Source organism: Pseudomonas poae (assembly GCA_028869255.1).
Taxonomy (GTDB): Bacteria; Pseudomonadota; Gammaproteobacteria; order Pseudomonadales; family Pseudomonadaceae; genus Aquipseudomonas; species Aquipseudomonas poae_C.
Window position 1 is genome coordinate 3,289,596 of the sequence record CP110972.1, and the last position, 15,466, is coordinate 3,305,061.

Here is a 15,466-nt window from a genome sequence, read left to right on the forward strand (position 1 = left end):
TGTGCGCTCCTTAAGCTGCCGACTCGCGTTCCCAGATGTACAAAGTGGCCGGTGCCGGCTCCCAGATCCGCGCATGCTCGATGCCCGGCAGGCTCGACAACGCCTGGTACTCGGAGGCCATGGCCACGTAGTCGTCGGTCTCTGCCAGGATTGCCGGCTTGCAGGCAATCGGATCGCGGATCACCGCAAACCCGTTGCGCGTACCGATGGCGAAGGTGAAGAAGCCGTCGAGGTCTTCCAGGGAATGATCCAGCGCCTCTTTGAGCGAGTCGCCCTGTTGCAAGCGCCAAGTCAGGTAGCCGGCAGCGACTTCGGTGTCGTTGTCGGTTTCAAAATGAATGCCTTCGCGCTTGAGTTCCTGGCGCAGACGGAAGTGGTTGGAGAGCGAGCCGTTGTGCACCAGGCACAGGTCGGCGCCGGTGGAAAACGGGTGGCTGCCTTCCATGGTCACCGCGCTTTCGGTGGCCATGCGGGTGTGGCCGATAATATGGCTGCCCTGCATGCTTGCCAGGCCGAAGCGCTGGGAAATTTCCTGGGGCAAGCCCATGCCCTTGAGGATCTCGATGCTCTGCCCTGCGCTCATGATGCGCACGCTCGGCGCCAGCTCTGCCAGGGCCAGGCGCACCGGGGCTTCGTCGGCGTGGATCTTCAACACCGCGGCGCTGGCGTTCTGGAACCAGTCCAGCGAACAGCCCAGGCGCCCTTCCAGTTCGCCCATCAGGCCTTTCCAGTCGAAGGCTTCGGTGGTGGCTTGCAGGGTCAATTTGACCCAGCCATCGGCGACTTCATCGCCGTAGATGGCGAAGCCCGCGCTGTCCGGGCCACGGTCGGTCATGGCTTGCAGCATGGGTTCAAACAGCTTGCCGAGCTGAGGTTCCAGTCGGGGATTTTTCAGGTAAAGACCTACGATTCCACACATATCAAGTCTCCGTCACACGGTGTCAGAAAAATTCGGTATAGCGCTGGATTTCCCAGTCGCTCACATGGCGGCTGTACTCCACCCACTCCATGCGCTTGAGCTTGATGAACTCGCCGACGATCTGCGGGCCCAGCACCTCGGAGAACAGCGGGTCGGCTTCCAGCGCGTCGCAGGCTTCCTTGAGGGATTGCGGTAGGGTCTTGATGCCGCGCTCGGCGATCTGCTCAAGGCTCAGGCTGTAGAGGTTTTCGTTGCAGACGTGGTCGATTTCCAGCTGGCGGTCGATGCCGTCCAGGCCCGCCGCGATGATCGCGGCGCTGACCAGGTAAGGGTTGCAGCCGGCATCCGGCAGGCGGAATTCCAGACGACCGTAGGGCACGCGCACCATCGCCGAGCGGTTGTTGGCACCAAACGCGATAAAGGCCGGGGCCCAGGTGGCGCCGGACAACGAGTTGCCCACCACCAGGCGCTTGTAGGAGTTGACGGTGGGCGCGGCGAACGCGCACAGCGCCGGGCCATGGGCGAGCAACCCGGCAGCGAAGTGATAAGCCAGTGTCGACAGGCCCATGCCGCTCGGGTCGCTGGCGTCATGGAACAGGTTCTTGTTCTCGGCGCTGCTGATCGACAGGTGAAAGTGCATGCCGTTGCCAGCGCGTTTCGGGTCGGGCTTGGGCATGAAGGAGCAGATCATGCCCAGGTCATTGGCGATCTCGCCGGCGGCCATGCGAAAGAAGGTGAAACGGTCGGCCGAGGTCAGGGCGTCGCTGTAGGTGTAGTTGATTTCGAATTGGCCGTTGGCGTCTTCGTGGTCGATTTGATAGACCTCGAAATCCACCGCCTGCAAGGCTTCGGTCAGGCGTTCCAGAAACACCCGCGAGCGCGACAGGCCCTTGTAGTCGTAGCAGGGTTTGTCGAGGTTATCGCTGGGGTCCACCAACTGCAGCTTGCCCTGCTCGTCGCGGCGCATCAGGTTGAACTCGGGTTCCAGCCCGGTGTTCAGCGTCCAGCCCTTGTCTTGCAGGCGCTGCACCTGCTGCTGCAGCACATAGCGGCTGTCGTAGGGATGGGGCTTGCCGTCGACATGGCCGACGCACACCACCCGCCCGTAACCCGGCTGCCAGGGCACCGGGGTCAGCGTGGCCAGGTCGCCGCGCGCCATGAAGTCCGGCCCGTGGGGTTCCATGCCCATGCCGCTGATGGCAAACCCGGCAAACCCCGCGCCCTCTTCGGCCACTGTTTTCAGCCCACAGATCGGCACCGACTTGGTCTTGGCCGCACCGTGTATATCCACAAACTGCGCAAGCACGTACTTGATCCCGTGCTTGTCGATGATGCGCTGGGTTTCTGCTGGCAACATTGCGTGTCACTCCTCGCGAAAGGCAAAACCGTGTGGGTGGGCCTAGGCTGTCTTTTTATTCCTAAAAAGAAAGTTAGTTTCCTTGCAGGAATGCAATAGCCTTGCCAGATTCGCGATCGACGCATTGAAGTCGGTGGAGCAGCGCTTTTGTGCTGTATATATGGGAAAATTCTTTTCCCCGCAGGAATACGCACAGCGGGGTGGCCTTTAAGAGCCGGACTTTGCACTTTCCCAGTGCGAAAAATATATTACTGAACGGAAACCGTGCAGGAGCCGATGATCATGTCCACCGAAACCGCCCCGCGCCTCAAGCTCGAGCAATACCTGGGGCTGCAGATCAAACGCCAGCGCCAGGCCCAGGACCTGAAGCTGTCCGACGTAGCGAAAATTGCCGATATCAGCCAGGGCATGTTGAGCAAGATCGAAAACGCCCAGGTGTCTACCAGCCTCGATACCCTGAGCCGTTTGTGCGATGTGCTGGGGCTGCCTTTGTCGAAATTGTTCAGCGAATATGATCAGCAAGATGGCAGCGCGTTGCTGGTCAAGGCTGACCAAGGCATGGAGGTGGTGCGTCGGGGGACTGAGAAGGGGCATACCTATCACCTGCTCAACCATACGCGGGGGCCCAAGAAGAGCTTCGAGGCTTATATGGTGAGCATGGACGATGCCAGTGAGGAGTTTCCGACCTTTGCGCACCCGGGGACGGAGTTTTTGCATTTGCTGGAGGGGGAGTTGATTTACCGGCATGGGAATCAGCTGTATCGGATGGAGGCTGGGGACAGCTTGACGTTTGAGGGGGAGATTCCGCATGGGCCGGAGGCGTTGGTGCAGGTGCCGATTCGGTTGTTGTCGATTATGAATTATGGGGGGGATAAGGAGTGACCTGGATGGGGGGGCATATCCGTTATTTGGGTAATGGCTGATATTGGTTCCGCCCTTACGGCGGGTCACTTTTGGAAAAGAGCCCCAAAAGTAACCAAAAGGGCTCTTGCCCCAACACTCGGCACCTCGCCTCCGGCTCGGTGTGCCCGCACGCAGACTTGAATCCGTGGGCCGCCGCGATGGGCCATCCTTGGCCCAGCGCGGCTAACCCGGCGTCCTGCCGGGTTGCCCACGGATTCAAGCCTGCGTGCGGCCAGCGTGTTTTACGGGGCGCCTGAGATCAAGATCACGATCACAAGCGCAGATCAAAAGATCGCTGACTTCGTCAGCGCAAAGGATGTAAGGGCCAGATCAAAAACAAAGCAAAGCGAGGCGGCCTGACAGCCGACCTGATCATTAAAGCCATACTCGGTCAAATGTGGGAGCTGGCTTGCCTGCGAAAGCATCAACTCGGTGTGCCTGATGTACCGAGGTGCATGCATCGCAAGCCAGCTCCCACAGAAAAGCCGATCTACTGCCGACCCGCTTTTGATCTACCCCACTCAGGTCGGCTACCAGGCCGCCGTGCTCTGCTTTTGATCTTGATTCTGATCTAAGACGCCCCGTCAATCACGCTGGCCGAACGCAGGCTTGAATCCGTGGGCAACCCGGCAGGACGCCGGGTTAGCCGCGCTGGGCCATGGATGGCCCATCGCGGCGGCCCACGGATTCAAGCCGGAGTGAGGGCACACCGAGCCTAGGCGAGGTGCCGAGTGATGGGGCGAAGGCCTTTGCTTACTTTTGGGCCTTTCCAAAAGTGAGTCGCTGTAAGAGCGAAACCATAGGCGGCCGTTACCCAAGTAATGGATATACACCCACCCACCCCCGGCAAAAATTTCCCCCCAGTTAAAAATCTTTCCCAAAACCCCTAGACGCCCCCCACCCATATCCCCTATAAAGCCACCTCAGGAATATTTTATTCCCCACAAGAAAACGCGCTCAAGGAACGAGCCAGCTGTCCTCAGACATTTTTTCGCTATGCGATGAGCTGCCGCCATCACCCCCGAGGACGTGTCATGCAACACGAAAAAAACCATTTCATCATCAAGGTCACCTGCCCCGCGGTATCCGGCATCGTCGCCGCCGTGACCACCTACCTGGCAAACAACGCATGCTACATCGGGGAGATGGCCCAGTTCGACGATGACTTCAGCGGCCGCTTCTTCATGCGCGCCGTATTCCGCTTCAACGACGGCCACGAAGGCAACCTGCAACAGATCAAAGACGGTTTCGCCGACGTCGCCCAAGCCTTCGACATGCAGTGGGCGCTATACGACACCCGCGAACCGATGCGCGTAATGCTGATGGTCAGCAAGTTCGACCACTGCCTCACCGACCTGCTCTACCGCTACCACAAGGGTGAGATGGACATGACCATCACCGCCATCGTCTCCAACCACCTCGACCTGCGGCCCATGGCCGAGCGCGAGGGCATCCGTTTCATCTACCTGCCAGTGAACAAGGACAACAAAGCCGCACAGGAGGCCGAGCTGATGAAGATCGTCGACGACACCCGCACCGAGCTGGTGGTGTTGGCGCGCTACATGCAGATCCTCTCCGACGACCTGTGCCGGCAATTGTCAGGACGTGCGATCAACATTCATCACTCGTTCCTGCCCGGCTTCAAAGGCGCCAAGCCCTACCACCAGGCGTATCAACGAGGGGTGAAGCTGATCGGCGCCACCGCGCACTACGTCACCAGCGACCTGGATGAGGGCCCGATCATCGAACAGGAAGTACAACGCGTGGACCACGTGTACAAGCCCGACGACCTGGTCGCCATCGGCCGTGACACCGAAACCGTGGCCCTGTCCAAGGCGGTCAAGTACCACCTGGAACACCGGGTGTTTCTCAACCAGGACAGAACGGTGGTGTTCCGGTGAACACACATAAATTGATCGACGGCAAAGCCGCTGCCGCCCGCGTGCTGCTGCAAGTGCGCGACGACGTAATGCGCCTGCGCGAGCAAGACATTGAGCCGGCACTGGCGGTGATCCTGGTGGGCAGCGACGCGGCCAGCCAGGTGTATGTGTGCAACAAGATCCTGCGCGCTGAAGAAGTGGGCATCCGCTCGCTGGAGCACCGGCTGCCCAGCGACACCAGCACCGAACAGCTGTTGATCCTGATCGGCCAACTCAATGCCGACCCGGCGATTAACGGCATCCTCCTGCAATTGCCGCTGCCGGCGCAGATGGACGAACTGCGGGCCCTGGAGGCCATCGCGCCGCACAAGGACGTGGACGGTTTTCACAGCCAGAACGTCGGCGGCCTCAGCCAGGGCCGTACGGTGCTGACGCCGTGCACGCCCAGCGGTTGCCTGTATTTGTTGGAACAGACCTGCGGCGACCTGCGCGGTAAACATGCGGTGGTGATCGGCCGCTCGAACATCGTCGGCAAACCCATGGCCGCGCTGCTGCTCAAGGCAGATTGCTCGGTCACCGTGCTGCATTCGCGCAGCCATAACGCCCAAGCGCTGTGCAGGCAGGCCGATATCGTAATCGCCGCTGTGGGCCGTGCGCGCTTGATCGACGCCAGTTGGTTGAAGCCCGGCGCGGTGGTGATCGACGTCGGTATCAACCGCATCGACGACGATGGCCGCAGCCGTCTGGTGGGCGATGTCGACTTCGACGGCGCCCTGCCCCACGTTGCCGCCATCACCCCGGTACCCGGCGGTGTCGGCCCGATGACCATTGCCTTCCTGATGAAAAACACCGTGACCGCCGCCCTTGCGCAGCACCACGCCCTACGCAGCCAATCGGAGGCCGTATGCCATTCAATCTATTGAAATACGGGCTGAGTTCGGAGTACCCGGTGGAGGTCGACCTGCCACCGCCCAAGGACCTCAAGGCCCGCTATGACGTCGTGATCATCGGCGCCGGTGGCCACGGCCTGGCGACCGCCTACTACCTGGCCAAGTACCACGGCATCACCAATATTGCGGTGCTGGAAAAGGCGTATCTGGGCGGCGGCAACACAGCGCGTAACACCGCAGTGATCCGCTCCAACTACCTCACCAGCGAGGGCGTCCGTTTCTACGCCGAGTCGGTGAAGATGTTCCAGTCGCTGTCCAACGAATTCGACTTCAACATCATGTACTCCGAGCGCGGCCAACTGACCCTGGCGCACACCGACGCCACGGTGCGTTCGTTCCGCCAGCGGGCCGAGGTCAACAAGCACTTCGGCGGGCGCACCGAGATGATCGACCGCCAGCAGATCCGCGAACTGGTGCCCAGCCTCAACCTCGACCCTGGCCACCTGCCGGTGATCGCCGGGCTCTGGCACATCGACGGCGCCACCGCACGCCATGACGCCGTGGCCTGGGGCTACGCCAAGCAGGCCGCCAAGCGTGGTGTGGAAATCCACCAGCTGACCGAGGTGCAGGACCTGATTATCGAAAACGGCACCATCACTGCCGTAAAAACCAATCGTGGCACCATCCAGTGTGGCTGCGCGGTACAGGCGATTGCCGGGCACAGTTCGCTGTTGATGGCCAAGGCCGGCATCCGCTCGCCGATCCAGACCTTCCCGTTGCAGGCCATGGTCACCCAGCCGTTCAAGCCGTTTCTCGACCCGTTGGTGAGTTCCTCGGCCCTGCATTGCTACGTGCAGCAAACCAGCCGGGGCGAAGTGGTGTTCGGTGGCGGTTCCGACCCTTACCCGCTGTTCAACACGCGCTCTACCCTGGACCTCAAGGAAAGCCTGCTGGCCCATGCCATCGAAATGTTCCCGTTCCTGGCCAACGCCAAGTTGATGCGCCAGTGGGCCGGCATCACCGACATGACCCCCGACTACAGCCCGATCATGGGCCTGTCGCCGGTGAAAAATTACTACCTTGATGCGGGCTGGGGCACCTGGGGCTTCAAGGCCACGCCGATCTGCGGCAAGACCATGGCTGAGTTGGTGGCCAGCGGCGGCAAGGTGCCGGAGCTGATCAAGCCGTTCGGCCTCGAACGCTTCTCGACCTTCCAGCAAGTCAACGAAATGGGCGCCACGGCGGCCAGCCACTGATGGAGAGCGGACTATGAAAATCATGATTTGCCCGCTCAACGGGCCGCGCAATATCAGCGAGTTCACCTACGGCGGCGAGTTCAAGCCGATGCCCGACCCGGTCAACTGCAGCGATGCCGAATGGGCCGACTACGTGTTCAACACCGACAACCTCGCCGGTGTGGTGCGCGAATGGTGGATGCACACGCCGTCCAGTTACTGGTTCCTTGCCGAACGCCACACCGTCACCGACGAAATCCAGCGCACCTTCGACCCCAAGGAACTGTTCAGCTGCCGCGTCGACTTCAACACCGCCAAGGAGATCGCCGGATGAACCGCCTCCCCACCCCCATGGGCTTGCTGATCCAGCGTGATCAACCGCTCGATTTCAGTTTCGATGGCCAGGCGTACCAGGGCCTGCAAGGCGACAGCATTGCCAGCGCCCTGCTCGCCAACGGGCGTTTCCTGATGTCCCGTTCATTCAAATACCACCGCCCGCGTGGCCCGTTGAGCATGGCCGGCCAGGACGCCAACAGCCTGGTGCAACTGCCGCGGGAGCCCAACGTGCTGGCGGACGCCTATGCGCTGAGCGCCGGGTTGGCGGTGAGCGCACAGAACGTCAACGGCTCGCTGGACAACGACAAGGATGCCTACCTGGGCAAGTTCTCCAAATTCATGCCGGTGGGCTTCTACTACCGCTCGTTCTACAAGCCCAAGGGCATGTGGAAGGTCTGGGAGCCGATCATCCGCAAAAAGGCCGGCCTGGGCGTGCTCGACCTGAAATTCCAGCCCGAGTATTACGACAAGGCCTACCTGTTTACCGACCTGGCGGTGATCGGCGCCGGCCCTGCGGGTTTGCAGGCGGCCCTGACCGCTGCGAATGCCGGGGCACGGGTGCTGCTGATCGAGCAGCAACCGATCCTCGGTGGCTCGCTGACGTATGCGCGCTTCGACATCGCCGGCACCCGCGCCGACACCCTGCGCCGCGAGCTGCTTGGCGCGGTGCAGCAACACGCAAATATCCAAGTGCTCACCGACGCCACGTGCAACGCCTGGTTTACCGACAACTACCTGCCGGTGATCCAGGGCAAACGCATGTACAAAGTACGTGCGCAGCAGTGCCTGGTGTGCAGCGGCGCGTTCGACCAGCCAGTGATCTTCCGCAATAACGACCTGCCGGGTGTGATGCTGACCAGCGCCGCACAACGCCTGATGAAGCTCTACGCGGTCAAGCCCGGCCACCGTGCGGTGGTGCTGACCGGTAATGATGACGGCTACCTCGCCGCCCTCGACCTGCATGACCAGGGCGTGGCAGTGGCCGCCGTGATCGACCTGCGCCAGGCCCCCGCCGACAAAGCCCTGCCGGGTGCTCTGGCGCAGCGCAAGATCCCTTGCCTGAGCAACAGCACAGTATTCGAAGCCCTGCATGAAAAAGGCATGCGCCATGTGAAAGGCGTCGATGTGCGCCAGATCACCGGCCAGGGCCAGGTCAGCCACAGCGCCCAGGTGATCGACTGCGACCTGCTGTGCATGTCCGGCGGCTACATGCCGGTGTATCAACTGCTGTGCCAGGCCGGGGGCAAGCTGGCCTATGACGACCAGCGTTCGGCGTTCAGCCTCAGCGGCTTGCCGCGCAACCTGAATGTCGCAGGCTCGGTCCACGGTCAGCACCAGCTGGACAATGTGCTGGCGGATGCCAACAACGCCGCCGCCGCCATCGCGCAGGCCCTCGGCTTGAGCGCAAGCGTCGCACAGGTGCCGTTGCGCAGCGAAGCCCAGGTCAATTTCAACTGGCCGATCTTCCCGCACCCCAAGGGCAAGGATTTCGTCGACTTCGACGAAGACCTGCAAGTGGCGGATATCGTCAACGCCACCCGCATCGGCTATCGCGATGTGCAGCTGGTGAAACGCTACTCCACCGTGGGCATGGGTCCGTCACAAGGCCGCCACTCGGCACTGCCGACGGCGCGGCTGGTGGCCTGGGCGACGCAGCGCAATATCAGTGAAACCGGGGTCACCACCGCACGGCCGCCGTTTGTCGCGGAAAAACTCGCCCACGTCGCCGGACGGGCCTTTGACCCCTACCGGCAAACGCCGATGCACGCACGGCATGTGCAAGCCGGCGCGAAGATGATGCCTGCCGGTATCTGGCAGCGCCCGGCGTATTACGGCAAGCCTTCGGACCGCGAAGCCTGCATGCAGGCCGAAGCGCTGCATGTGCGCAGCAAGGTCGGGCTGATCGATGTGTCGACCCTCGGTGGCCTGGATGTGCGCGGCCCGGATGCCGCCGAATTGCTCAACCGCATGTACACCTTTGCCTTCCTCAAGCAGCCAGTGGGCCGTTCGCGTTATGCGCTGATGACCAATGAGCACGGGGTGGTGATCGACGATGGCGTGTGTGCACGGCTGGCCGACAACCACTTCTACGTCACCGCCACCACCAGCGGCGTCGACCGTATCTACCAGCAGATGCTCAAGTGGAACGCGCAGTGGCGCCTGGACGTGGATGTGGCCAACGTCACCGCCGCGATCTGCGCGGTGAACGTCGCCGGGCCCGACTCGCGCAAAGTGCTGGAGCAGCTGTGCAGCGACCTCGACCTCAGCGCCGAAGGCTTCCCTACCTGGGCGTACGCCAGGGCACGGTGGCCGGGATCAAGGCGCGTTTGCTACGGGTCGGTTTTGTCGGCGAACTGGGCTATGAAATCCACGTGCCTGCGCGCCACGGCCTGGCGCTGTGGGATGCCTTGATGGCAGCCGGCAAAGCCTTCGATATTCGCCCTTTCGGGGTCGAAACCCAGCGCCTGCTGCGTCTGGAAAAAGGCCATGTGATCATCAGCCAGGACACCGACGGCATGACCCACCCGGCCGAAATCGACATGGGCTGGGCGGTGAGCCGCAACAAGCCGTTCTTCGTCGGCCGGCGCTCGGTGGACATCCTCGAAGCCCAGCCACTCAAACGCAAACTCGTGGGGTTCACCTTGCCCAAGGGCAGCGTGCAACCGCTGGAGGGCCACCTGGTACTCAATGGCCCGGACATCAGCGGCAACGTCACCTCCTGCGAGTACTCCACCAGCCTGGGCCGGATCATCGGCCTGGCCTACGCCGGGATCGACCAGAGCACACCGGGGCAACGCATTCCGATTCGCGTCGAGGGCGGCATCGTTGTCCAGGCCGACGTGGTGCAATTGCCGTTTTTCGACCCCGCCAACCAACGCCAGGAGGGTTAAGCCATGACCAGTCTGAAAGCCCACGCATTGCTCACGCAACCCTGCCACCTGGACGACCAGACCGACCTGCCCCGGGTCGGCTTTCGCGGCACGCAAAGCGCCGAATACCTCAGCGCACGCGGGTTCACCCTACCGGGTGCACCCAACCACGCCACCGCGCAAGCGGATGGCAGCTGGGTGGCACGGTTGTCACAGACGGAATATTTGTTGCTGGGTAGCGTGCAGGATCAAGGCCAGCGCATCGCCGATGAAGAAGCGCGCTGGGAGCTGGACCACCGCGCCAACTACCTGTTGCCGCGCCAGGACAGTCATGCCTGTGTGTTGCTCAGCGGTGGCGTGATTGCGCAGGTAATGGCGAAGCTGTGCGGGGTTGATTTAAGCCATTGCGCGTTCAAACCGGGGATGGTGGCGCAGACGTCGGTGGCGCGGGTCAACGCGATCGTCATTAACTCGGGCAGCGCAGAAGCACCGGCGTTTCATATTCTGTGGGATCGCGCTTCAAGGGTGTACTTCGACGGCGCGTTGCGCGATGCGTTGGAGGAGTTTGGCGGGGTCAGTTGAGGATCTCGGTCAAACATGTGGGAGCTGGCTTGCCTGCGATGAGGGCGGTACCGCCACCATCAGCACTGGCTGACACACCGCTATCGCAGGCAAGCCAGCTCCCACAGTTGAACAGCGCACGACCAGAATCAGTCGGTGTAGCCCAACCGTGCCGCCCCGACCTTGCGGGTGTGTTGACGTGTCGCCAGGCAGTAGTACAACGGGCACGTCACCACCAACCCCACCAGCCAAGACAAATCCGCGCCTTCGACCAGGTTGGCCCAAGGCCCCACATACAGCGACGTATTGGCGAACGGCAGCTGCACGATGATGCCGATGAAATACGCGACGATCGCATGCAGGTTAAAGCGCCCGTAAACCCCGCCATCCGCCCGAAAAATCGAGGCAATGTCGTACACCCCGCGCTTGATCACATAGAAGTCGATCAGGTTGATCGACGCCCACGGCACCAGCACCAGCAATAGCGCAAGAATCAGCCCGATAAATTGCGCGATAAAGTCCGCCGATGCGCCCAGCGCCACCACGCTGCAACCGCCAAGCACCACGCCTGACAGCACCACGCGCACCTTGATGCTGGGCGTCCACTGGCTGGCAAAGGTCTGGATCGAGGTGATGATCGAGAGCACCGCGCCGTACAGATTCAGGGCGTTGTGGCTGATGATATTGAGCAGGAACAGCACCATCAGAATCGGCCCCAGCCAACCGGTGGCCTGCTTGACCGCAACCATCGCTTCGGTGCCTTCCGGCGTTGCGAGCGCCGCCACCAGGCCGAACGCGAACGACAGGATAGTGCCGAGGGTGGCGCCCAGGTAGGTCGCGATAAACGGCCGGGTAATGCCGATATCCGCCGGCAGGTAGCGCGAATAATCGCTGGTGTAGGGCGAAAAGCTGATCTGCCAGATCACACCGAGCGACACAGTGGCCAGCCAGCCGGCCGCGTTGAAACCGCCACGGGTGAGGAAGTCCGCCGGCAGATCATGCGCAAAGATGTAGATGAAACCTGCGAGCAACGCGCCGCCCATCACCCAGGTGCCGATGCGATTGAGGCTATGGATAAAGCGGTAGCCGATCACGCCGATGGCGGTGGCGCTGAGGGCGCCGATCAGGATGCTCGCCGGCACCGGCACCGAGGGCGCGATGCCGACGATGGATTTGCCGGCCAGTACGATGTTGGAAATGAAGAAGCCGATGTAGATCAGCGCGGCGAAGAACACGATCAGCAGCGCGCCGTAGCGCCCGAACTGGCCACGGCTTTGCACCATCTGTGGGATGCCCATGCGCGGGCCTTGGGCCGACGCGAGGGCAATCACGATGCCGCCGAGCATATGCCCGAGGGCAATCGCCAGCAGCCCCCATATCAGGTTCAGATGAAACACCTGGGCCACCATGGCGCCGGTGACGATCGGCAGCGGCGCGATATTGGTGCTGAACCATAAGGTGAACAGGTCGCGGGCCTTTCCATGGCGCTCTGCGAGGGGGACGTAATCGACCGTGTGATTCTCGATCAAGGGGTCTTGCCGGGACATCTGGGGCATGGAAATGAACTCGCGTTGGTCTGATCTTATAGTTGTTTGACGCCAAACCGGGGGCGCTCCAGGCAGCCCCTCATATGAACACCATATTATGGTATTCCAACATTTTCACAAGACTGATCCGCAGTCCTGGCACGCATCTGATCCGTAAGTGTGCCACACGCCAACAGCGCATTTCTTACCGAAGCCTGCGTATTTATTGGTTAAAAGGCCAAAGATTGACGCTCATCGGATGGCGGAAAAAGCGGTTGCATCGACTGTATTACGGTATACCATCAGACCTACAAACCCATAAAAATCCGCTCCACCGCCAGAGGACCGCCCCATGATCGATGCCGCTATCTACAAACAAGTGATGGGTTCGTTTCCGTCCGGAGTCACCGTGATCACCACGCTCGATGATGAAGGGCAAATCGTCGGCCTGACAGCCAGTGCCTTCAGCTCATTGTCGATGGACCCGGCCCTGGTGCTGTTCTGCCCCAACTACAGCTCCGACTCGTACCCGGTGCTGATCAAGAACAAACGTTTTGCCATCCACGTGCTCTCCGGCGACCAGCAAACCGAAGCCTATGCCTTTGCGCGCAAGGGCAAAGACAAGGCCCAGGGCATTGAATGGACGCTGAGTGAACTGGGCAACCCGATCCTGGCCAATGCCACGGCGGTGATCGAGTGCGAGTTGTGGCGCGAATATGAAGGCGGTGACCACGCTATCATGGTCGGCGCGGTGAAGAACCTGATCGTGCCCCGGCAGAACGCCGGGCCACTGGTGTATTGCAATGGCAAGATGGGTGCGTTGCCCGTCGTGGCCTGATTATTTCTGATACACCGCAGTGCCTGCATCGCAGGCAAGCCAGCTCGCACATTTGAAATGCATTCCCCTGCGGGAGCTGGCTTGCCTGCGATAGCGGTGGTCAGGTACGGAAACGGCTGACCAACTGATTCAACGTCTGCGACAACGCCGTCAACTGCTGCGCATCCTGGCGCGTGGAATCGGCCAGGCTCGCCACCAACTGCGCATCCCCGTGAATCTGGCTGATGTGCCGATTGATATCTTCGGCCACCTGGTGCTGCTCTTCAGCGGCGGTAGCGATTTGCGTGTTCATGTCGCGGATCACGTCCACCGACTCGCGGATCAAGCCAAAGCTGGCCCGCGCATCGTTGATCGACACCACCGTTTCCTGGGACACCTCCAGGCTGGCGTGCATCTGCTTGCCCATCTGGTGGGTGCGGCGCGCCAGGTTGCCGAGCAGCCCGTCGATTTCACCGGTGGAGTCCGAGGTGCGTTTGGCCAAGGCACGCACTTCGTCCGCCACCACTGCAAAGCCCCGGCCCTGCTCGCCCGCACGCGCGGCTTCGATGGCGGCGTTCAGCGCCAGCAGGTTGGTCTGCTCGGCAATGGAGCGGATGGTGCCGAGGATCGACTGGATATCGTTGCTGTCTTTTTCCAGCTGCTCCATGGCCTGGGCGGAGTGGCCGATTTCCTGGCTCAAGCGCCCGACACTGCTCACCGCCGCGTCGATCTGCTGCTGCCCGGTGTGCGCCTGGCGCTGGCCGTTGTCAGCCGAGTCGGCGGCCTGGCTGCAAGAGCGTGCGACTTCGTTGGAGGTGGCAACCATTTCATGAAACGCCGTGGAGACCATGTCCACCGCTTCGCGCTGGCGCTCGGCGACTTCGGCCATTTCCACCGAGACTTCGGTGGCACTCCCGGAGCTGCTGTGGATCTGCCCGGCAGCCTGGCCGATGCGCTGGATCAACGTGCGGATCGCTTCGAGGAACTGGTTGAACCAGCCGGCCAGCTGCGCCGTCTCGTCGCGGCCCTTTACCGTCAGACGTGCGGTCAGGTCGCCTTCACCCTGGGCGATGCCTTCCAGGCCGCTGGCCACGCCGCGAATCGGCTTGACGATCAGCCCTGCAAACCACGCACCCGCCACCGCGAACAACACCCCGCACACCAGCGCAATCGCTGCGATCAGCCAGGTCAGGCGTGCCGCGCCGGCCATCACTTCACTCTCACGCACCAGCCCCACAAAACGCCAACCCAGCGCCTTGGACGGCCACACCAGCGCCATGTAGCGCTCACCGGCCAACTCGACCTGCACCAGGCCCTGGCCGGCCTCGCTCAGTTGCCGATAGCCCTCACCCAGTTCGCCGAGCGCTTTGAAATTGTGCGACGGGTCGTTCGGGTCCACCAGCACCGTGTTGTTGGCTTCCATCAGCATCAGGTAACCGCTTTCGCCAAGCTTGATCTGCTTGACCAGGTCGGTCAGTTGCTTGAGCGAAACGTCGATGTTCACCACCCCGCTCGCCTGGCCCTGGCGGTCGTTGAAGCTCTGCACGGTGCTGACCAGCACCACATCATCGGCGGCCCAGTAATAGGCCTCGGTGCGCAGGGTCTTGCCCGGCTGCGCCATGGCCGTCTTGTACCAGGGCCGCGTGCGCGGGTCGTAGCCGGCAAGCTTGGGGTCGCCGGGCCAGAACACATAGCCGCCGTCTTCGGTGCCCAGGGACAGGTAGGTGTAGGCCGAATGACTCTTGGCCAGGCCCTCGAACAAGCTGAACAGTTGCTGGTCACGCTCGCCGGGGGCGATTTGCGCGGCATCGCTGGCCAGGTAGCGTTTCACGTCGCCATTGATACGCTGCAACTGCGGGTGCGCGGCCAGGTAGGCCACGTTCTGGCTGATGCCTTCGAAAAACAGCTGCATCGCATTGTCGACCTGGCGAATCTCGCGCCCGCTGCTGTCGACAAACCCATCGCGTGCCTCATGGCGCACGTTGAGGATGATCAGCACCGCCACCAGAATCACCGGTAGGCTGGCAATCACCGCAAAGGCCAGTATCAGTTTTTGTTTTATGTTCATCGAGCTCGCCTTCCTTGTGAGGTGAGGGTGCAACCGTTGGAGAGAAAAGTTTTGCGGATATTCCGTATTATGGTATACCAACAATCAATCCGCCGAACAGCTGT

At 61.7% G+C, this 15,466-nt stretch carries 12 protein-coding genes and 1 pseudogene; 9 read left to right on the plus strand and 4 right to left on the minus strand.

All coding sequences use genetic code 11. From position 1 onward, the window contains the following. Positions 1 to 10: 10 nt before the first annotated feature. The gene (locus LRS56_14730) at positions 11 to 919 is read right to left on the minus strand and encodes a glutamine amidotransferase family protein (GenBank protein WDU65583.1); all 909 of its coding nucleotides are present in this window, start codon (positions 917 to 919) and stop codon (positions 11 to 13) included. Between the two features lie 22 nt (positions 920 to 941). Next, positions 942 to 2,276, minus strand: coding sequence for a type III glutamate--ammonia ligase (glnT, locus tag LRS56_14735; protein WDU65584.1), 1,335 nt, complete (start codon positions 2,274 to 2,276; stop codon positions 942 to 944). Between the two features lie 282 nt (positions 2,277 to 2,558). Between glnT and LRS56_14740 the strand changes: the two genes are divergently transcribed. From LRS56_14740 to LRS56_14775, 8 genes and pseudogenes are all read left to right on the plus strand, one after another. After that, positions 2,559 to 3,158, plus strand: a complete 600-nt coding sequence (locus LRS56_14740) for a helix-turn-helix domain-containing protein (GenBank protein WDU65585.1) — start codon at positions 2,559 to 2,561, stop codon at positions 3,156 to 3,158. Positions 3,159 to 4,213: 1,055 nt separating this feature from the next. After that, complete coding sequence (purU, locus tag LRS56_14745; GenBank protein WDU65586.1) at positions 4,214 to 5,080, plus strand: formyltetrahydrofolate deformylase; 867 nt, start codon at positions 4,214 to 4,216, stop codon at positions 5,078 to 5,080. After that, the gene (folD, locus tag LRS56_14750) at positions 5,077 to 5,982 is read left to right on the plus strand and encodes a bifunctional methylenetetrahydrofolate dehydrogenase/methenyltetrahydrofolate cyclohydrolase FolD (GenBank protein ID WDU65587.1); all 906 of its coding nucleotides are present in this window, start codon (positions 5,077 to 5,079) and stop codon (positions 5,980 to 5,982) included. Before purU ends, folD begins: the two co-directional genes overlap by 4 nt. After that, on the plus strand, positions 5,964 to 7,205 hold the full coding sequence (locus LRS56_14755; GenBank protein ID WDU65588.1) for an FAD-dependent oxidoreductase: 1,242 nt from the start codon (positions 5,964 to 5,966) through the stop codon (positions 7,203 to 7,205). The genes folD and LRS56_14755 overlap by 19 nt, the downstream gene beginning before the upstream one ends. 13 nt (positions 7,206 to 7,218) lie before the next feature. Beyond that, on the plus strand, positions 7,219 to 7,518 hold the full coding sequence (locus LRS56_14760; protein ID WDU65589.1) for a sarcosine oxidase subunit delta: 300 nt from the start codon (positions 7,219 to 7,221) through the stop codon (positions 7,516 to 7,518). A 17-nt stretch (positions 7,519 to 7,535) separates the two neighbouring features. Beyond that, positions 7,536 to 10,012, plus strand: a pseudogene (locus LRS56_14765) (2Fe-2S iron-sulfur cluster-binding protein). A gap of 48 nt (positions 10,013 to 10,060) precedes the next feature. Next, the gene (locus LRS56_14770; protein WDU65753.1) at positions 10,061 to 10,411 is read left to right on the plus strand and encodes a hypothetical protein; all 351 of its coding nucleotides are present in this window, start codon (positions 10,061 to 10,063) and stop codon (positions 10,409 to 10,411) included. Between the two features lie 3 nt (positions 10,412 to 10,414). Continuing rightward, complete coding sequence (locus LRS56_14775; protein ID WDU65590.1) at positions 10,415 to 10,972, plus strand: sarcosine oxidase; 558 nt, start codon at positions 10,415 to 10,417, stop codon at positions 10,970 to 10,972. Positions 10,973 to 11,100: 128 nt separating this feature from the next. Here the strand turns inward: LRS56_14775 and LRS56_14780 are convergent, their stop codons facing one another. Next, on the minus strand, positions 11,101 to 12,507 hold the full coding sequence (locus LRS56_14780) for a cytosine permease (protein WDU65591.1): 1,407 nt from the start codon (positions 12,505 to 12,507) through the stop codon (positions 11,101 to 11,103). Positions 12,508 to 12,829: 322 nt separating this feature from the next. Between LRS56_14780 and LRS56_14785 the strand changes: the two genes are divergently transcribed. Further along, positions 12,830 to 13,315 (plus strand): flavin reductase family protein, encoded by a 486-nt coding sequence (locus LRS56_14785; GenBank protein ID WDU65592.1) that lies wholly within the window; start codon positions 12,830 to 12,832, stop codon positions 13,313 to 13,315. 100 nt (positions 13,316 to 13,415) lie between these two features. Here the strand turns inward: LRS56_14785 and LRS56_14790 are convergent, their stop codons facing one another. Continuing rightward, positions 13,416 to 15,362, minus strand: coding sequence for a methyl-accepting chemotaxis protein (locus tag LRS56_14790; GenBank protein WDU65593.1), 1,947 nt, complete (start codon positions 15,360 to 15,362; stop codon positions 13,416 to 13,418). Positions 15,363 to 15,466 lie beyond the last annotated feature (104 nt).